At 74.0% G+C, this 18,545-nt stretch carries 18 protein-coding genes; 14 read left to right on the forward strand and 4 right to left on the reverse strand.

Going from position 1 to position 18,545, the window contains the following annotated elements; translation table 11 throughout:
* Positions 1–106: 106 nt before the first annotated feature.
* Entirely contained in the window at positions 107–1,114 is a 1,008-nt protein-coding gene (locus tag AB0M16_RS07050) for an SEC-C domain-containing protein (RefSeq protein ID WP_365339634.1), read from the reverse strand.
* 183 nt (positions 1,115–1,297) lie between these two features.
* On the opposite strand from AB0M16_RS07050, the gene AB0M16_RS07055 reads away from it, so the two are divergent.
* Positions 1,298–1,981 (forward strand): class E sortase, encoded by a 684-nt coding sequence (locus AB0M16_RS07055; protein WP_365339636.1) that lies wholly within the window; start codon positions 1,298–1,300, stop codon positions 1,979–1,981.
* 32 nt (positions 1,982–2,013) lie between these two features.
* Here the strand turns inward: AB0M16_RS07055 and AB0M16_RS07060 are convergent, their stop codons facing one another.
* Positions 2,014–3,294 (reverse strand): MFS transporter, encoded by a 1,281-nt coding sequence (locus tag AB0M16_RS07060; RefSeq protein WP_365340221.1) that lies wholly within the window; start codon positions 3,292–3,294, stop codon positions 2,014–2,016.
* A gap of 375 nt (positions 3,295–3,669) precedes the next feature.
* Here AB0M16_RS07060 and AB0M16_RS07065 point away from each other — a divergent pair, with 375 nt between their 5' ends.
* The 5 genes from AB0M16_RS07065 to AB0M16_RS07085 all read left to right on the forward strand — a co-directional run bounded on the left by AB0M16_RS07065 (position 3,670) and on the right by AB0M16_RS07085 (position 8,578).
* The gene (locus AB0M16_RS07065; protein WP_365339638.1) at positions 3,670–4,215 is read left to right on the forward strand and encodes a helix-turn-helix domain-containing protein; all 546 of its coding nucleotides are present in this window, start codon (positions 3,670–3,672) and stop codon (positions 4,213–4,215) included.
* 28 nt (positions 4,216–4,243) lie between these two features.
* Positions 4,244–4,546 carry a DUF6412 domain-containing protein gene (locus AB0M16_RS07070; RefSeq protein WP_365339640.1) on the forward strand — a complete coding sequence of 101 codons (303 nt, stop codon included), beginning with the start codon at positions 4,244–4,246 and terminating at the stop codon, positions 4,544–4,546.
* Positions 4,547–4,815: 269 nt separating this feature from the next.
* On the forward strand, positions 4,816–5,541 hold the full coding sequence (yidC, locus tag AB0M16_RS07075) for a membrane protein insertase YidC (protein ID WP_365339642.1): 726 nt from the start codon (positions 4,816–4,818) through the stop codon (positions 5,539–5,541).
* A gap of 434 nt (positions 5,542–5,975) precedes the next feature.
* Positions 5,976–6,833 (forward strand): fumarylacetoacetate hydrolase family protein, encoded by an 858-nt coding sequence (locus AB0M16_RS07080; RefSeq protein WP_365339644.1) that lies wholly within the window; start codon positions 5,976–5,978, stop codon positions 6,831–6,833.
* Positions 6,834–6,994: 161 nt separating this feature from the next.
* Complete coding sequence (locus tag AB0M16_RS07085; protein WP_365339646.1) at positions 6,995–8,578, forward strand: choice-of-anchor A family protein; 1,584 nt, start codon at positions 6,995–6,997, stop codon at positions 8,576–8,578.
* Positions 8,579–8,719: 141 nt separating this feature from the next.
* Here AB0M16_RS07085 and AB0M16_RS07090 read toward each other — a convergent pair whose 3' ends face one another.
* Together AB0M16_RS07090 and AB0M16_RS07095 are read right to left on the reverse strand one after the other, a co-directional pair.
* The gene (locus AB0M16_RS07090) at positions 8,720–9,226 is read right to left on the reverse strand and encodes a heme-degrading domain-containing protein (RefSeq protein WP_365340223.1); all 507 of its coding nucleotides are present in this window, start codon (positions 9,224–9,226) and stop codon (positions 8,720–8,722) included.
* Between the two features lie 14 nt (positions 9,227–9,240).
* On the reverse strand, positions 9,241–10,320 hold the full coding sequence (locus tag AB0M16_RS07095; protein WP_365339648.1) for a Gfo/Idh/MocA family oxidoreductase: 1,080 nt from the start codon (positions 10,318–10,320) through the stop codon (positions 9,241–9,243).
* Between the two features lie 56 nt (positions 10,321–10,376).
* On the opposite strand from AB0M16_RS07095, the gene AB0M16_RS07100 reads away from it, so the two are divergent.
* The 8 genes from AB0M16_RS07100 to AB0M16_RS07135 all read left to right on the forward strand — a co-directional run bounded on the left by AB0M16_RS07100 (position 10,377) and on the right by AB0M16_RS07135 (position 18,448).
* Entirely contained in the window at positions 10,377–11,663 is a 1,287-nt protein-coding gene (locus tag AB0M16_RS07100) for an ROK family transcriptional regulator (RefSeq protein ID WP_365339650.1), read from the forward strand.
* A 125-nt stretch (positions 11,664–11,788) separates the two neighbouring features.
* Positions 11,789–12,781, forward strand: coding sequence for a hypothetical protein (locus AB0M16_RS07105; RefSeq protein WP_365339652.1), 993 nt, complete (start codon positions 11,789–11,791; stop codon positions 12,779–12,781).
* Between the two features lie 136 nt (positions 12,782–12,917).
* Positions 12,918–13,502 (forward strand): hypothetical protein, encoded by a 585-nt coding sequence (locus tag AB0M16_RS07110; RefSeq protein ID WP_365339693.1) that lies wholly within the window; start codon positions 12,918–12,920, stop codon positions 13,500–13,502.
* A 23-nt stretch (positions 13,503–13,525) separates the two neighbouring features.
* Positions 13,526–14,368, forward strand: coding sequence for a DUF5995 family protein (locus AB0M16_RS07115; protein ID WP_365339695.1), 843 nt, complete (start codon positions 13,526–13,528; stop codon positions 14,366–14,368).
* A 142-nt stretch (positions 14,369–14,510) separates the two neighbouring features.
* Complete coding sequence (locus tag AB0M16_RS07120; protein WP_365339697.1) at positions 14,511–15,302, forward strand: GntR family transcriptional regulator; 792 nt, start codon at positions 14,511–14,513, stop codon at positions 15,300–15,302.
* A gap of 253 nt (positions 15,303–15,555) precedes the next feature.
* Complete coding sequence (locus tag AB0M16_RS07125) at positions 15,556–16,677, forward strand: TIGR03364 family FAD-dependent oxidoreductase (protein ID WP_365339699.1); 1,122 nt, start codon at positions 15,556–15,558, stop codon at positions 16,675–16,677.
* Positions 16,674–17,384 (forward strand): phosphonatase-like hydrolase, encoded by a 711-nt coding sequence (locus AB0M16_RS07130; protein ID WP_365339701.1) that lies wholly within the window; start codon positions 16,674–16,676, stop codon positions 17,382–17,384. The genes AB0M16_RS07125 and AB0M16_RS07130 overlap by 4 nt, the downstream gene beginning before the upstream one ends.
* Positions 17,381–18,448, forward strand: a complete 1,068-nt coding sequence (locus tag AB0M16_RS07135) for an ABC transporter ATP-binding protein (RefSeq protein ID WP_365339703.1) — start codon at positions 17,381–17,383, stop codon at positions 18,446–18,448. The genes AB0M16_RS07130 and AB0M16_RS07135 overlap by 4 nt, the downstream gene beginning before the upstream one ends.
* Positions 18,449–18,545 lie beyond the last annotated feature (97 nt).

Below are 18,545 nucleotides of genomic sequence, written 5' to 3' on the forward strand. Positions count from 1 at the left end.
GTCGTCCCTCCCCGCGTAGATCACCCAGTGATATCAGGCACCACTACCAGGACAGAACGGTTTGCCGGGCGATCCTTGGCCAAGCCTGCACGGTCAGCGCGCGGACTCAGTCCCCGTCACCCCCGTGGCACACCCCGTAAGCCCGCCCCGACCCGCACCAGCAATCCGCCCCCCGGGCCGGCGGCCAAGCAGTGGCGCGCCCCCGGGCAGCGAGGGTCGTGGCGTACTGGGGGAGGAGGTCCGGGTTGGCGGGGGTGGAGGATTCCGAGGCGGCGAAGGCTTCGTAGGAGGGGACCGTGGCCGGGACGATGCCGAGGTTGGGGGTGCCGGACTGGGCGAGTTCGCGGAGGGAGGCCTCGATGTCGGTGAGGTGGGCCCGGTACGTGGGGTACTCCGCCTCCAGCTCCGGGTACGCCGCCAGGAGCTCGTCCAGTTCCCGTTCCGGCCAGTGCAGGACCGCCACCGGGAAGGGGCGGGACAGGGCCGTGCGGTAGGAACCGAGTTCCGAGCGGAGGCGGGTGATCTCGGCCTGCAGTTCGGCCGGGTCCGAGGAGCCCAGGGCCCACAGGCGCTTCGGGTCGTGCAGCTCGTCCAGAGGGACGTCCGCCGTGTGCAGGCGGTCCGCCAGGGCGTCGTGCGCGTCGTGGGGGAGGGCGAGCAGGCGGCGTACGCGGTGGCGGCCGGTCAGGAGGGACTGGAGGGCGTACGAGATGTCGTCCGTGTCCGCGGGGAGGAGGAGGCCGGCCGCTTCCGTGAACGTCGCCTCCGCGTCCTCCAGCTCGTCGTGCGCCTCCAGCGTCTCCGCGACGATCTCCCACGGCGCCGGCTCCTGCGGGCGGGCGCGCCGGACACCCTCGATGATCGCCCGCGCCTCGGCCTCGTGGCCGTACTCCCACAGGTTGGCCGCCTTCAGGGACCTGATCAGGAGGGGGTCCGCCGGGTCCGAGGACAGGAGGTCGTCGTACAGGGGCGTCGCTCTCTCGCGCTCGCCCGCCAGTTCCAGGTGGGCCGCCGCGCGCAGCAGCAGCGGTTCGCGGTCCTCCGGGTACTGCCCCGCGGTGCGGAGCAGGCGCTCGGCTTCGGTGGTGTGGTCGGCAGGCGTGTCGGGGCGCATGTCGAACACCGTACTGCGGTATGGGCCTGGAGAGTTGGTGCCGCAGCGCTTATCGTGCCCGCCGTGCGAGGGCGAATTCCGGTTGTCGTGCAGGCGCGCGGGTCGGCGGGGAGGAGACGTGGGCCCGTCGGGCGCGCGCTGTTCACCTGTGCCGAAGGGCTTGTCACCTGCGGTCTTCTGCTGGTGCTTCTCGTCGTCCACCAGCTGTGGTGGACCAACGAGCAGGCCCGCGCCGAGGCCGTGCGGTCCGTGCACGCCCTTGAGCGGGAGTGGGACGCCTCACCTCCCGCCGTGTCACCTTCCGGGACGCCCGGTGCGGCGCCCTCCGACGGGCCGGCCCCTGACGTCACGCCGTCCCGCGAAGCGGCTTCCGACGGCTCGCCTTCCGGTGGCGCGCGCGACGAGGAAGGGACGGCGCCCGCCCCCAGCTCCGCCTACGCCGTCCTGCGCATTCCGCGGCTCGGCCTCAGCGTCCCCGTCGCCGCCGGTGTCGGCAAGCGCGACGTGCTCGACCGCGGCTACGTCGGGCACTACCCCGGGACCGCCCAGCCCGGCCGCACCGGGAACTTCGCCCTCGCCGGGCACCGCAACACCCACGGCGAGCCGTTCCGCTACATCAATCGACTGCAGGAAGGCGACCGCATCACCGTCCGGACCCGGGCCGGTACCTTCACCTACCGCGTCGACCGCGTCCTGCCGCAGACCTCCGCCCGCGACACCGGGGTCATCGAGCCCGTGCCCCGGTCCCTCGTCCACCCGTCCTACGGCTACGACCGGCCCGGCGCCTACCTCACCCTCACCACCTGCACGCCCGAGTTCACCTCGCGCTACCGGCTCGTCGTCTGGGCCGAGCTCGTCAGACCCTAGGTCTCGCGCGTACGGGGCGCCCTCCTCGTCCGTCACCGGCCCCGCGCGGCCGCGAGGGTGACCGTCGCCCCCGTGACGCCCAGCACCGCCGACGCCACGACCGCCGCGTCCGGGCCCGCCGTCGCCAGTGCCAGGGCGAGGGCCACGCCCGCCGAGGAGCCGATGTAGCGGGCGGTGTTGTTCGCGCCCGAACCCATCGCCGCGCGGTCCTGCGGTACGGAGTCCACGGCCAGGCGCGGCAGCGCCGCGTTCAGCAGGCCGCTGCCCGCGCCCGCCACCAGCAGGCCGGGCAGGAGGCGGAGCCAGGCGGTTCCCTGTCCGTGCCCGCCTCCCTCCAGGGCGCCCAGCAGGGCCAGCACCCCCGCCGTCGACAGTGCGAAGCCGACGGCCAGTTGGTACGGGGCCGGGAGCCGGCCCGCCAGCCGACGGGTCTGCAGGGCCACCACGAACGCCGTGCCCGACCACAGCAGGAACAGCCACGCCGTGCCCAGCGGTGACATCCCGGCGCCCCGCTGCAGCAGCGCCGGCAGCACGCTGAAGAAGCCGATCACGGCCAGGCCCGTGAAGAGCGCCCCCGCCGTGGCCGCCCGGAACGCCGGGCGACGGAACAGCGCCAGGTCGATCATCGGGGTACGGCTGCGTCGTTCGACCCGTACGAACGCCGCCGTCAGCACCGCCGCGGCGAGCAGCAACAGGCCCACGGAGGGGCGCAGCCAGCCGTCCCGGCCGAGGGTCAGCGCGGTGAGCAGCGCGGCCAGGGCCAGACCGAGGGTCAGCGCGCCGGCGATGTCCGTGCGGCCCTCGTGCGGGGCGCGGGACTCGACGAGGGCGCGGGTGCCGAGCGCGGCCACGAGCAGGGTGCCCGCCGCCAGGACCTCGTACGTCCACCGCCAGTCGGCCAGGCCGCTCAGCGTGCCCGCGAGCAGGGGGCCGAGCGCGATGCCCGCGGTCACGAACGCGCCCCACACCCCCGTCGCCCGGATCCGTGCCGCGCCGGTCGGGTACGCGGTGGCCAGCAGCCCCAGGCTGGCGGCGAGCACGGCGGCGCTCGCCGCGCCCTGCGCGATGCGCGCGAGGGTGAAGGTGAGGGTGGTGCTCGCGAGGCCGCCGAGGGCGGTGGTGAGGCCGAGGGCGAGGGTGCCGCGGAGGAAGACGCGTCGCCGCCCGTGCGCGTCGGCGAGGCTGCCCGCCACGAGGAGCAGGACGGCCAGGCCGAGCGGGGTGCCGTTGAGCAGCCACGCCTGGGCGGACGGCGCGGTGCCGAAGGCGGCGGCCGTCGCGGGCAGGGTGAGCATCGGGGCCGTGTAGTTCATCAGCGTCAGCGCGGTGGCGGCGCTGGTGACGGCGAGGGTGGCGCCGGCACGGGCCCGGCCGGCCTCGTGGTCCTGGCGGGCCCGGCCGGCCTGGTGGTCCTGGCGGGCCCGGCCGGCCTGGTGGTCCTTGCGGGCCTGGCGGTCCGGGTCGGCGTGGCGGTCCGGAGCGTCCGGGTGGGCCCGGCGGGGCGCATGGCCGTGGGGAGCGGGGCGGCGGATGGCCCGGCCGGGGGCCTCGGGGGCCGGGGGCGCGGTGGTGGGCTCGGGCATGGCAGGTCCTCACGGGGTGGGTTCGGTGAATGAACCTTGGTGCGTGCCCGTCACCGTAGCAGCATTGGTTCATTCATTGAACCCACTGGGCTTACACTCGTCCCCATGGCCCTCGGCAAGGACTACGCGACCCAGCAGTGCTCCATCGCCCGCGCCCTCGAAGTCGTCGGCGAGCGCTGGACCCTTCTCGTCGTGCGCGACGCCTTCTACGGCGTCCGCCGCTACAACGACTTCCTCGTCCACCTCGGCGCCCCCCGCGCCGTCCTCGCCGCCCGTCTCCAGGCCCTCGTCGACGTCGGGGTCCTCGACAAGCGCCGCTACCAGCAGTCGCCGCCGCGCGACGAGTACGTGCTCACCGAGCGCGGCATCGCCCTGTGGCCGGTCCTGCGCTCGCTCGGGCTCTGGGGGCGCGAGGCGCTGCCCGGGGCGGTGCCCGTGCGCCACTTCCACCACGCCGACTGCGGCACCGAGGTCGGGCCGTACGGCGAGTGCCCCGCCTGCCGGATCCCCGTGCCCCCCGCCGACATCGAGATGCGGCCGGGCGCCGGCCTCGACCCGGACCCCGCCGACCCGGTGAGCCGCGCCCTCCTCGCCCCGCGCCGGCTCCTCGTACCGCTGGAACTCTCCCCGGCCGAATCACGTCGTGTATAACGGACGAGATCTGCGAAAGGAGGAGGAGATGCTCAAGGACCTGGTCCTGCGCGTCCTCGCGCCGCTGCTCGTCCTCCTCGCCCTCGCCGATCTGCTGCTCTCCGACGGTTCGAGCGGGGCCGGCCTCTCCGCCGCCTTCGCCGTCGCCGCGGCCGGCTTCTTCTGCGCCCTGATCGGAGCTCGTACGGCCCTGCCCGTACCGCCCACCCGCGTGCGCACCGCCCTGCGCGACCGTGCCCGGCGTACCGCCTTCCTGCCCCAACGCGACCCCGACGCGTCGGGTCGTCGCAGGCCGCGAGCGCCCGGCCGTTCCCTCCCGACGGCCGCGTAGCGAGACCATCAGCGCTTTCCCGGGGTTCTGCACCTTCTGCAGCTTCTGCAGTGTTCGCGACGGGCATCCGTGGGCAACCCACGGTCCTGCCGGACGCTGCGGATCCCGTGGATCCTGCGGATCCTGCGGATCCGACGGATATCCCGCGCATCCCGCGGATATCTCACGGATCCAGTGGATCCCGCGCTCCTCCATGGTTCTCCACGCGGTTCCGTCCTGCCGACCTCCCCATTTCTTTTCCGGCACGACAAGACCCCCGGAGGGCTCCCATGTCCGTTTTCGCTTCCCTGGTCGAGCAGCTCGCCGACCTGCTCCAGCCGCTGTTCGCCACCGCCTCCACGGCCGCCGCGATCGTCCTCTTCACGATGGGCGTACGGCTCGCGATCCACCCGCTCTCCCGCGCCGCCGCCCGCGGGCAGAAGGCCCGCACCCGGCTCGCGCCCCAGCTCGCCGAGCTGCGCAAGAAGCACGCCAAGAACCCCGAGCGGCTGCAGAAGGCGGTGATGGAGCTGCATGCCGAGGAGAAGGTCTCGCCGTTCGCCGGCTGCCTGCCGAGTCTGCTCCAGGCGCCCGCGTTCTTCCTGATGTTCCACCTCTTCTCCAGCGGGCGGATGGCCGGGCACAGCCTCTTCGCCGCACCTCTGGGCGACCACTACGCCGACGCCCTCTCGCACGGAGGTGTCCTCGGCCCGGCCGGCCTGGTCTACCTCGCGCTCTTCGCGGTCGTGGCCGCCGTGGCCACGTACAACTTCGTGCGGGCGAAGCGGCAGCAGGCCGCCGCCCCGGCCGCCGACCCCGGTCAGCCGGGCGCCGCGCTCGCCGCCGGCATGGCCCGCTACCTCCCGCTGCTCTCCTTCGCGACCCTGATCTCGGTCGCCGTCGTGCCCCTGGCCGCCGCGCTCTACATCGTCACCAGCACCACCTGGAGCGCCGTCGAGCGGGCCTTCCTCTATCGCGACATGCCCGCCGCCGGGGCCCTGGCGCCGAGCCTCTGAGACCCCTGACCGCCCGTCCTGGCCCAGGCCTCAGCGCCTCCGGACGCAGGCCCGGAACCGGGCCCGCCCAGCACCCTCCGGACGTCGGCCCGGGACCTCCGGGCCCGCGTCCAACACCTCCGTACGCCGGTCCGGCGCCGCGCCTCGGTACAGCACCCTCCGGACGCCGGCCCGGGGCCTCCGGGCGCCGGTCCAGCCACTCCGGGACGCCGGTCCGGGACCTCCTGACGCCGGCCGGTCCGGCCGTCGCCGCCTTCCGTCGGGTCCCTTACGCGCGACTTGTTACCCATGCGTAAGGGTCCAGGGTGTGAACGGGGTCTTGCAGAGTGACCTTTTGTCTTGGAGGATCGGCCAATCCTCCGATGGCCGCACTCCATCGGCCGGGGTTCACCACGGCCCGCTCCCCGGGCCACCTCGACCACAGGGAGAAGACCATGAAGCTGCTGCGTGTCGGCCCGGCGGGAGCCGAGCGGCCTGCCCTCCTCGACGAGGACGGGACGCTGCGCGACCTGTCCGCCGTGGTCGACGACATCGACGGCGCCCTGCTCGCCGACGGCGCCGCGCTCGACCGCGTACGGGCCGCGCTCGGCGCGGGCGTGCTGCCCGCGCTCGACCCGGCCGGCCTGCGGATCGGCCCGCCGATCGGCCGCATCGGCAAGGTCGTGTGCATCGGGCTGAACTACCACGGCCACGCCGCCGAGGTCGGAGCGGCGATCCCGGAGGAGCCCGTGGTCTTCCTCAAGGCCGCCGACACCGTCGTCGGCCCGGACGACACCGTGCTCGTGCCGCGCGGCTCGGTGAAGACCGACTGGGAGGTCGAGCTCGCGATCGTCATCGGCCGCACCGCCCGCTACCTGGAGACCGACGAGGAAGCCCTCGCTCACGTCGCCGGCTACGCCCTCGCCCACGACGTCTCCGAGCGCGAGTTCCAGATCGAGCGCGGCGGCACCTGGGACAAGGGCAAGAACTGCGAGACCTTCAACCCGCTGGGCCCGTGGCTGGTCACCGCCGACGAGGTGCCGGACCCGCAGGACCTCGGCCTGAAGCTGTGGGTCAACGGCGAGCTGAAGCAGGACGGCCACACGTCGGACCAGATCTTCAAGGTCGCGGAGGTCGTCCGGTACGTCAGCCGGTTCATGACGCTCTACCCCGGCGACATCATCAACACCGGTACTCCGGCGGGCGTCGCCATGGGGCAGCCGGAGCCCAAGCCGTACCTGCGCGCCGGCGACGTCGTCGAGCTGGAGATCGAGGGCCTCGGCCGGCAGCGCCAGGAGCTCAAGAGCGCCTGAGCCCACACAGGGGTGATCCCTCCCGTAGGTGACCTGCGCCCGTAGGTGATCCCCCCGTGGGACCCGTTCCGATCCCGTACGTGAGTCGTTCGGGCGACGCCCCATGCGCCCTCGCGCGTGGGGCGTCGCCTTGCGGACTGACGTTCTGCATATTGCCGCATATGCGCGCACATGTAATGAATCGTCGCCATCGGGCGGTCACCAGGATGCCGACCGTCGGGGTGGCGGCCACCCGGGCCGCCGCGCTCGTCGGCTCCCTCGCCACCGCCGCCGCCCTCGCCACCGCCGCCGCCCTTGCCACCGCCGCCCTCGCCACCAGCGTCGTCGTGGCCGCGGCCGCCTCCGCCGCGCCGCTCCCGGGCGGCCTGGGACCATGTCTGCCGGGCAGCTGTCCGTCCCCGTACCCGGGGATCAACAACAGCTCCGTCGCCGGCCGCGACAACAACGTCAACGTCTTCGTCGGCGGCGACCTCCTCGTGCGCGAGGCGGCCGCCGGGGCCGAGGGCAAGGTCGTGGTCCTCGGGAACGTGGACGTGGACAAGCGCGCCGACGCCTCGCAGGACTACAACGTCGGCACCGCGGGCGTCGGTTCGCGCGTCCCGCCCGACAGCGGCACCGACTTCCTGACCGCCGGCGGGAACGTCACCGTCGCCTCGGGTCAGCGCCTGCTCGCCGAGGAGGGCAGGGTCCGGGGAGTCCGCGGAGCCGTGCGGTACGGGGGCACGCTGAGCGGCGCCGTCGGCCCGAAGGCGGCCGCCGACACCGAGGCCGCCGCCCCGTACGAGCACCTGCGGGAGGAACTCACCGCGGCCAGTCGCTGCTACGCCCACCCGGGCGACGGCGGGCCGCGCACCGCCACCGGCACGGCCGTGAACAGGGGCTACGAGACCGTGTTCACGGGCGACGGGAAGTCCGTGCTCCAGGTCTTCGACGTCGACTTCGACCTGGAGTCGGCGAAGGGCGGGTCCCAGCGGCTGAGGTTCGCCGGCATCCCGGCGGACGCGACCGTCCTCGTCAACGTCGTCGGCGCGCGACGGACCGTCGACACGTACGTCAACGGCCTCCAGGAGGGGCTGCGCGAGCGGCTGCTGTGGAACTTCCCCGACGCGACGAACGTGGTCTTCGAGGGCCGCGGGCAGTTCGACGGCAGCGTGCTCGTCGCCGACCCGGCGAGCACGACCGAGGTGACGATGTCCGGCATGAACGGGCGCTTCTACACGAGCGGTTCGCTCACCCACGCCTCGGCGGTGGGCGGGGGCGGCGGGCAGGAGTTCCACAACTACCCGTTCGACGGCGACCTGCCCGAGTGCCCCGGCGACGGGACCGGCCCGACGTCGACTCCCCTGTCGGCCACGAGTCCGACGGGGGGCCAGGACGACGGAAAGCCGGTGACCGCGAGCGACGACGCCTTCGACGGGACGTCCACCGAAGGCGGAACGGCCGAAGGCGGAACGGCCGAAGACGGGACCGCCGAAGACGGAACCGCTGAAGACCGGACGGCTGGAGGTGGGGCGTCGGACGGGGGCGCGGCCGAAGGGGCCGGCGCGAGCGGGGGTACGGACTCGGGCGGCGCCACCACCGGCGCTGCCGCCGCCACCGGTGGTCGCACCAGCGGCGCCGAACTCCCCGACACGGGGGCCGGATCCGGCACCCGCAAGGCCGTGATGGCCGCCCTGGCCCTCGCCCTCACCGCCGCCGGCGGCGTCCTCGTGGCGGTCGCCCGCCGTCGGGGCCGCAAGGACTGAGCCCGTAGGGGCCGTACGGACCGATGCCGTCGGGTCCCTACGGGCTGACGCCGGTCGAGCCGGGCCCGTAGTGGCCGGACCCGTGTCGGCCGGACCCGTGACGGCCGGCCCCCTGTCGGCCGGACCCGTGCCGACCGGCCCCTACGCGTCGGCCTCCTGCTCGTACGAGGCGAGCAGGCGCTCCAGGCCGAGGACGACCAGCGCATGGTCCTCGGCCTGGGGGAGGCCCGAGACCGTGACCGAGCCGATGACCCCCGCGCCCTCGACCGCGACCGGGAACGAACCGCCGTGCGCCGCGAAGGCGTCCGGGTCGAGGCGCGAGGAATCCTCGAAGGTCGTGCCCTTGGCGCGGAAGCGTGCGCCGACGAGGAACGAGCTCACGCCGTACCGCTCCACGACCCGCCGCTTCCGGTCGATCCACGCGTCGTTGTCCGCGCTCGACCCGGGCAGGGCGCAGTGGAAGAGCTGCTGGGCGCCGCGCCGGACGTCGATCGCGACGGGGGCCCGCCGCTCGCGGGCGAGTCCGACCAGGATCGTGCCGAGCGTCCAGGCGTCCTCGTACGTGAAGCGGGGCAGGCGCAGCCGGGCCTCCTGGGCCGTCAGTTCCTCGACGGAAGCCGGCGGAGCCGCGGGCCCGCCGGGGGGCACGGAGGTATCGGAGCTCACAGCGTCACCGCCACGCCCTCGCGGGCGGACTTCTTCGCCGCCTCCAGGACGTCGAGTGCGGCGGCGGCCTCGTACGCCGTCACCGGGTTCTCGCCGGTGCCGCGGAGGGCGGCGGCGACGGCCTCGTAGTAGGCGGGGTAGGCGCCCGGGAGGGTTTCGACCGGGGTGCCGCCGCCGGTGAGCGGGGACTCTCCGGAGCCGAGCCGGCCCCACAGCTCCTCCGGTTCGAGGCCCCAGGCGGTGCCGGGCTCGGGGCGCAGACCCTCGCGGAGGGCGGCCTCCTGGGGATCGAGTCCGTACTTCACGAAGCCGGCGCGCTGTCCCAGGACCCGGAAGCGCGGGCCGAGCTGGGCGGCGGTGGAGCTCACCCAGAGGTGCGAGCGGACCCCGCCGGCGTGGGTGATCGCGAGGAAGGTGTCGTCGTCGGCCTCGGCGCCGGGGCGGCGCACGTCGGACTCGGCGTACACGCGGACGGCCGGCCCGAAGAGGACCAGGGCCTGGTCGACGACGTGGCTGCCGAGGTCGTAGAGCAGGCCGCCGATCTCCTCGGGGGCGCCGGACTCGCGCCAGCCGCCCTTGAGCTGTGGGCGCCAGCGCTCGAAGCGCGACTCGAAGCGCTGGACCTCGCCGAGGGCGCCTTCGGCGATGAGGGCGCGGAGCGTGCGGAAGTCGTTGTCCCAGCGGCGGTTCTGGAAGACGGAGAGCAGCAGCCCGCGCTCGTCGGCGAGGGCGGCGAGCGCGCGGGCCTCGGCGGCGGTCCCGGCGAGCGGCTTGTCGACGACGACGGGCAGGCCGGCCCGCAGGGCGGCGGTGGCGACCGGGACGTGGGTCTTGTTGGGGGAGGCGACCACGACCAGGTCGAGCTCGCCGGCGCGTGCGAGGAGCTCCTCGGGGGAGGCCGCCACGCGCACCCCGGGGTGTTCGGCGCGGGCCTGCGCGGCGCGCTCGGGGTTGCCGGTGGAGACGGTGTCGAGGACGAGGTCGGGGGAGGCGGCGATCAGCGGGGCGTGGAAGACGGAGCCGGCGAGGCCGTAGCCGACGAGCCCGACGCGGAGCGGGGAGGTGGAGGAGCTCATGCCCACCACTTTGGCAACGCTGTTGCCAAAGTGCAAGCGACCGGCACAATGGGTGGGTGAACAGGGACAACGGAGGCGTCGCGGCCGGAGCGAACCTGCCGGCACTGCGCAGCCACAACGCGGCGCTGGTGCTCGATCTGCTGCGCACGGCGGGGGAGGGCGGGATCAGTCGCCTCCAGCTGGCCGAGCGCACCGGCCTCACCCCTCAGGCCGTCAGCAAGATCACCGCGCGGCTGCGGACCGAGGGCCTCGTCGCCGAGGCGGGCCGCCGCGCTTCGACGGGCGGCAAGCCGGCCACGGTGCTCCGGCTCGTGCCGGCGGCCGCGTACGCCGTCGGCCTCCACCTCGACCGCGACGAGCTCACCGCCGTCCTCCTCGACCTGGCGGGCACCCGGGTGGCCGCCCGCCGCGTGCCGCTCGACCTGGGCGCGGGCGCGGAGCCGGTCCTCGCCGCCGCGCTGGCGGAGGTGGCGGCGCTGACGGCTGCCGCGGGCGCGGGCGCGGGCGCGGGTGCGGGTGCGGGGGCCGGTCTCGGTCCCGGTCCCGTTGCGGGTGCGGGTGCGGGTGCGGGTGCGGGTGCGGGTGCCGGTGCCGGTGCCGGTGCCGGTGCCGGTGCCGGTGCCGGTGTGGGTGTGGGTGCAGGTGCCTGCGCGGGCGCCGGGGCGGCTGCGACTGTGGCGCCGGCGGCCGGGAGCGGGGCGGTCCCCGGCTCCGTCCTCGGTGTCGGTGTCGCCATGCCCGGCCCGTTGGACCACCGGACCGGGACGCCCGGCCGGGTCACCGGTTTCCCCGCATGGGACGGGTTTCCGTTGCGCGAGGAGTTGGCGCGGCGGCTCGGGTTGCCGGTCGTGCTGGACAAGGACACCAACGCGGCCGCCCTCGGGCTGGCGCTGCGTCCCGACGCTCCGGACTCCTTCGCGTACGTCCACCTCGGTACGGGCCTGGGTGCCGGGCTCGTCCTCGGCGGCGCGGTGCTGCGCGGCGGCAGGACCGGTGCCGGGGAGCTCGGGCACCAGACCGTGCAGCTCGACGGGCCGCCCTGCGACTGCGGCGGCCGCGGCTGTCTGGAGGTGCTGTGCCTGACGGCGCTCGCGCGCGGCGACCGCACGGAGGCCGCCCGGATCCTCGGCACCGGCGCGGCGAACCTGGTGCGTCTGCTCGACATCGACCGGGTGCTGCTCGGCGGCCGGGCCGTCCTCGCCGACCCCGGGGCGTACGCGCGCGGGGCCCGCGAGGTGCTGGTCGGCCTCGGCCTGCCGACGGACGTCGAGGTCGCCGGTGCGCCGTACGCCGTGGCGGAGGGCGCGGCCCACCTGATCCTCGCGCCGATCTTCGGAAAATAGGCTGATCGGGCGGAAGGGGTGGTGCCGTTCGGCCGCCCGGCCGCGTCGCTCCCGGGCCCGCCCCGCCCCGCCTGGCAACGTCGCGGGCACCCCGTACGCCCGCGAGCAGCAAAGGCACCGCCCCCATGCGAACGCGCAACGCCCTCGCCCTCGCCGCCCTCGTCACGGCCACCACGACCGCCGTCCCCGTGGCCTCCGACACCGCCCCGGCGGCCCAGGCGGCGGCGCCGGCCCATGCCCCCGCCCCCACCTGCGGTGCGGCGGACGTGGCCGACTTCCCCCTGGCCACCCGGATCCACGGCGGCCCCGTCGACTACCCCGCCGGCGGGCGCTTCCAGACCTGGCAGCTGGACCTCGCGAACACCACCGCCGAGCCCTGCCGGGGCATCCACCCGGTGCTCGTCGTCACCGACCGCGACCGGGTCCTGCGTCCGGCGCAGATCCGGGCCGAGTTCTACGACGCGGCGGCGCGGATCTGGCGGCCGGTCGTCTTCGAGGGGACCGACCAGGCCGAGAGCGTGGGGGTGTTCGCCAGCACGCCCGTCGACCCGCTGGACCCGATCGCCCCCACCGACCCCGCCGCCCCTCACGAGCCAGGCTCCACCAGACCTACCGACTCCACCAGACCCACCGACTCCACCAGACCCAGCGGCTCTACCAGCCCCACCGGCCCCACCGAGCCCACCGCGTCCGCCAACCCCACACCCCTGCTCCCCCCGTTCCCCGGCTTCGCCGTCCCCGCCGGCCGGACGCTCACCGTTCCCGTGCGGCTCGCCTTCCGGGCCGACACCGCGCCCGACGAGGTCGTCGTCAACGCCGCCGTCGTCCAGCGCCGGGGTGACGACGGCGACTGGGTCGGCGAGTCCGGCGACTACCGCCTGACGATCGTCCCCGCCGACCCGGACGCCCCGACCGCCCCCACCGACCCGACGCGGGACCCCTCTGCCGCCCCGGCCCGCCCCACCGTCCCCGGCGCAGCGCCCGCCCCCGAGTTCGCCGAACTCGCGCGCACGGGACCGGATCCCGCCCTGCGATACGCCGCACCCGCCGCGGCGCTGCTCGCGGCCGGGGTGGCCGTCGTGCTCCGCGTCCGCGCCCGCCGCCGACGGCCCGCCTAGGGGGCGCCGTGCCGATCGCGCCGGGCTCTCGTGGTGCCTGGTGCCCATTCGGACCCGCCGGTACGCGCGTGCGAGGCCGACAGGAGAGGCCGAGTCCAGAGCGCCACTCACCGAGTGTGATGGTATGCTACGCAGCGTGACAACGGAGCCCGAGGGCATCACCCGACACCGCACGAACGCGCCCAATCACGTCTACTACTTCGATATCGGGACCGGCGTCTGGCGGGGAAAGGCCACCTTCCGCGTCACCTCTTGGCCTCGTCTCATGCGCAGCCGCATCGGGTTGACGAACAAGCTGCTCGCGACCGTCATGCACGTCGTCGAGCTGCTCACCGGCGCGCCGGAGCAGGAATCGACGATCGTGGCGAAGCCGGAGGAGGGGGAGTTCGGTGTGGCCGACAACGTGGTCAAGATCTCCAAGTTCGGCATGTCCCTCTACCTCTTGGAAGAGCAGTACGTACTGGACAGCAACGGAACCGGGGTCGTCGTGCACGGGAAGGAGCGGCTCGGTCCCGTGCCGGGCGTGCTCACGCGGACCTTCACCTACTCCGCGGAGATTCGTGACGAGGGGATGGCCGCGACCTACCGCATGCCGTTGCTCGGGAGCCCATGGATCGCGAACTATCAGGTCGCGACCGACCGTCAGAGCCTCTTCGCGGAACTGCTGTGCGACTGGGGCAGGGTGACCGAGGAAACCCGCCGAGTCGGCGCGCCGGCCTAGCGGGCGGCAGGAAAGCGCTCCCGATGACCGCCGAGTCCATGCTCCCCGCCGAGAAGGTCACCCTGGTCGCCGGTCTGCTTGCCGAACGGGTCAGACAGTACGACGCCACGCGCGACCGCCGGGCCGCGTTCGCCTACACCTACTACCGCCTCACGACGACGCTCGCCACGGGCTTGGACGCGGGCGACCCCGTGTTCAACGACCCGCCGTGGGTCGCCGAGCTGTGCGAGACGCTCGCATCGGCCTACTTCAGCGCGATGGACGGCATCGACGCATGGCTCGCAGAACGACCCGGCGGTTCCGCCGGATCCGCTGACGAGGTCCGGCCCGGTGATCTGCCGGACTCCATCCCGCAACCGTGGCGGGACGTCTTCGCCGCTTCGAGCGTCCGGCGCTCCTACACGCTGGAAGACGTGCTTTTCTCCATGATGGCGCACATCTCGTACGACTTGCCGGAGGCGCTGCGGCGCATGGCGACGTCCACGGGCGACCGCGGTCGCATCGCGGACTTCCACCGCATGAACCACGTGCTGGCGTCCTGTATCGACGCGGTCCAGGACGACCTTTCGTCCAGGTACATCCGTGGGCTCGGCTCTTTGGACAGGCTGTTCACCCGTAGTGACGAACTGTTGACCAATTACGGGATCCGGGTCGCGCGGGGCTTGGCCTGGTTCAACTGCGACAGGCTCCTGGACCCGCATGCGACGGAGGAGGCGTCGCGGTCGATCGGCAGGAGCACCGCCGCCCTCATCTCCGAGATCCGTTCCCCCGGCGACTGGAAGCTGCGCGCCGGGTTGTGGATCCTGCGCAGGGTGATTCCCGAACGCCGGCACTGGCCCGACCCGATCGACGGTCCGATGATCTGAGGGGAACGACCGGGAGCCGGTCCGGCGGATCGGGGCCCCGGGCACTCCCGGGGCCCGTGCGCGTCGCCGCTGATCCGCCGGACACCCCGCAGGCCACGCTCCGTACACCTTCCCGTTCACTCGGCTCTGCGACGATCAACGCGTGCAGAACGTGGAGAAAGACAGCAGCGCCCGACAGAGCGGTGCCGACCGGCCGGGCGCCCCCATCCGCTCCGGGATCCCCGAGCACGGGCGCATCCCGAAGTACTACGCGGTGAAGGCGAAGGTCGCCGCGCTCGTCGACGAGCTCGGTGAGGGCGGTCTGCTGCCCACCGAGCGGGATCTGGCCGTCCGTTACGAGGTGTCGCGGGAGACCGTCCGGCAGGCGCTGCGCGAGCTGCTCCTGGAGGGGCGGCTGCGGCGGCAGGGGCGCGGGACCGTGGTCGCCGGGCCCAAGCTGGAGCAGCCGCTCTCACTCGCCAGCTACACCGAGGGCGTGCGGCGGCAGGGCCGCCGGCCCGGCCGTGCGCTCATCTCGCTCGACCGCTTCCCCTGCCCGGAGTCCCTCGCGCCCGAGGTCGGCGTCGAACGCGGCGCGCCCGTCTGGCACATGGAGCGCGTGCTGCTCGCCGACGACGAGCGGGTCGGCCTGGAGAGCACGTACGTCTCCGAGTCGCGCGCCCCGCGCCTGGACACCGACTTCGACCCGGACTCCTCCTTCTACGCGTACCTCCACGACCGGCTCGGCGTCTCGTTCGGCGACGCCGACGAGCGCATCGAGACCGTGCTCGCGACCCCGCGCGAGGCCCTGCTCATCGGCACCCCGCCCGCGCTGCCGATGCTCCTGATCCACCGCGTCTCGCGGGACACCGCCGGACGGCCCCTGGAGCGCGTACGCACCCTCTATCGAGGCGACCGGTTCAGCTTCACCGCGCACCTGGGGCGGCAGGACTGAGCTCCCGCACCACCGATCACCGATCACCGATCATCGGCCAACCGGCCAACCGGCCAACCGGCCAACCGGCCAACCGGCCAACGGGCCAACCGGCCCACCGCTCACCGACCCGCCGGCCCCACCGCCTTCGCCTCCTCCGCACCCAGAAATGTCACGAAGGGATAACGGGTCTAGTCCAAGCTTGTCGGTCCGTTCACCGTCCCGTCGCCGTTCCGACCGGCCGGGGTCACCCGCCGCCCCGACCGTGAACGGCATGAAGGTGATCGTCGTAGGAGCCGGCGTGGTGGGAACCATGCACGCCTGGCAGGCAGTCGAACGCGGCCATGAGGTCGTCCACATCGAGCGCGAGGCCGAGGCGCGCGGGGCATCACTCCGCAATTTCGGCCAGATATGGGTCAGCGGACGGGCGGGCGGCGAGGAACTCGACACCGCGCTGCGCGCCCGTGAACTCTGGGAGGGCATCGGCGCCCGTGTCCCGGAGCTCGGCTTCCGGGCGATCGGCTCCCTCACCCCCGTGCGCGGCGGGCTCGAACTCGCCGTCGCCGAGGCCGCCCTGGCCCGCCCCGACGCCGCCGCCCGCGGCTACAAGCTGCTCACCCCGGACGAGGCCCGGGCCGTGAACCCCGCCCTGCGCGGCGCGTTCGACGCCGCACTGTGGTGCGAGCGGGACGCCGCCGTCGAGCCCAGGACCGCCCAACTCGCCCTGCGCGAGGCCCTTCTGGCCTCCGGCCGCTACACCTTCCTGCCCCATCGGGAGGTGCGCGAGGTCGTGGGGGAGAACGCCGTCCGCGACGACCACGGCGACACGCACACCGGCGACGCCGTCGTCCTGTGCACCGGCGCCTGGCTCTCCGGCCTGGTCCGCGAGGTCGCCGGCGAGATCCCGGTCCGCCGGGTCCGGCTCCAGATGATGCAGACCGACCCGCTCGGCGAACCCCTCACCACCTCCGTCGCCGACGCCGACTCCTTCCGCTACTACCCGGCCTACGCCTCCCCGGCCCTCGACGCCCTCAACGCGGGCCAGGCGCAGGACCCGACCGCCGCCGCCCACAAGATGCAGCTGCTCATGGTGCAGCGACTCGACGGCGGGCTGACCATCGGCGACACCCACGAGTACGAGCACCCCTTCGCCTTCGACACCGTCGAAGACCCCTACGAGCACCTCACGCGCGTGGTCGAGTCCTTCCTCGGCCGTCCGCTGCCGCGTGTCCGCCGCCGCTGGGCCGGCGTGTACGCGCAGTGCACCGACACCACCCGGGTCGTCCACCGCCAGCAGGTGCGCGACGGCGTCTGGCTGGTGACCGGACCCGGCGGACGCGGCATGACCTGCTCGCCCGCCATCGCCGAGACCACCGCGAACGAACTGGGCTGGTGAACACCGTGACCACCGACAACGCACCGCGGCACAACCTGATCGTCCTCGACATGGCCGGCACCACCGTCGCCGACGGCGGCCTCGTCGAGCAGGCGTTCACCGCCGCCGCCGAGCGCCTCGGCGAGGACCCGGCGACGATGATCGACTACGTCCGCGCCACCATGGGCGAGTCCAAGATCTCCGTCTTCCGCCACCTCTTCGGCGGTGACGAGCGGCGGGCCCAGCAGGCCAACCTGGCCTTCGAGGAGGCGTACGGCGAGCTGGTCGCCGACGGCCGGATCGCCGCCGTCCCCGGCGCCGCCGAGGCCATCGCCGAGCTGACCGGGCAGGGCCGGACGGTCGTCCTCACCACCGGCTTCGCCCGGGTCACCCAGGACGCCATCCTCGATGCCCTCGGCTGGCGCGAGCTCGTCGCCCTCACCCTCTGCCCGGCCGACGCCGGCGGCCGCGGCCGCCCGTACCCGGACATGGTGCTCGCCGCCTTCCTGCGCACCGGCGCCGTCGACGACGTCCACCAGGTCGTGGTGGCCGGCGACACCTCGTACGACATGCTCAGCGGCGTGCGCTCCGGCGCCGGGATCGTGGCCGGCGTCCTCACCGGCGCGCACGGCGAGCCCGCGCTCAAGGAGCACGGCGCCACCCACGTCCTGCCCTCGGTCGCCGAACTCCCGGCCCTCATAAGGGACTACGAGGAGCGCGAGGGATGAGCGGCGCCTCCAGCGGTATCCGCTTCGACGGCGTCTCCGTCGCCTACAACGGCACCACCGTCCTCGACTCCCTCGACCTGACCGTCGAACCCGGCGAGGTCATGGCCCTGCTCGGGCCGTCCGGCTCCGGCAAGACCACCGCCCTGCGGGCCGTCGCGGGATTCGTCCGGCCGGTCGCCGGCCGGGTGTTCATCGGTGACCGCGACGTCACCGAACTCCCTCCGTACAAGCGGGGGATCGGCATGGTCGTGCAGCAGTACGCCCTCTTCCCGCACATGCGGGTCGAGGACAACGTGGCCTTCGGTCTGAAGGCCCAGAAGGCGCCCAAGGGCGAGATCCCCGGGCGGGTCGCCGAGGCCCTGGAGATGACCGGGATGGGCGCCTACGCCAAGCGCTATCCGCGCGAGCTCTCCGGCGGCCAGCAGCAGCGCGTGGCCATCGCCCGGGCGCTCGCCATCCGCCCGGACGTCCTCCTCCTCGACGAGCCGCTCTCCGCGCTCGACGCCCAGCTGAGGTCCGGCATGCTCGCCGAACTCGCGCGACTTCACCGAGAGTTGCCCGACGTCTCCCTGCTGTACGTCACCCACGACCAGGTCGAGGCGCTCACCCTCGCCGACCGGATCGCGGTCATGGACCGGGCCCGCGTCCAGGACTGCGGCACCCCGCAGGAGCTGTACCGGCGGCCACGCACCGAGTTCACCGCGTCCTTCGTCGGCAACGCCAACCTGCTGCCGGTGACGGTCGGCGCGGACGGGGTGAGCCTCGACGGGATCCCGCTCGACGTGCCCGTCGACGGCGGCGCGGTCGCCGGCGCGAGCGCGACGCTGTGCGTGCGGCCGCACCTGGTGGGCCTGGGCCCCGGTCCCAATGCCCTGCGTGGCCGGATCGCCGAGGTGCAGTGGCGGGGGGCCACCCACCGCCTGTACGTGGAGGTCGGCTCCGGACACCGCGTGAAGGCGGACGTCCGCGAGCTGCGCGAGACGCCGGCCCTCGGCGACGAGGTCACGCTGCACTTCGCGCGGGAGGACGCGGTGCTGCTGGCCGCGGGGGTGAACGATGGGTAGCCGGGGCGCGCGTCTCGCGAAGGCGCAGCCCGCACGGGGGGTTGTGCCCACCCTCCCCCAGACTCCGTCCGGGGGGACCCCCAAGGCCCTGCGGGAC

Source organism: Streptomyces sp. NPDC051921 (assembly GCF_040680975.1).
Taxonomy (GTDB): domain Bacteria; phylum Actinomycetota; class Actinomycetes; order Streptomycetales; family Streptomycetaceae; genus Streptomyces.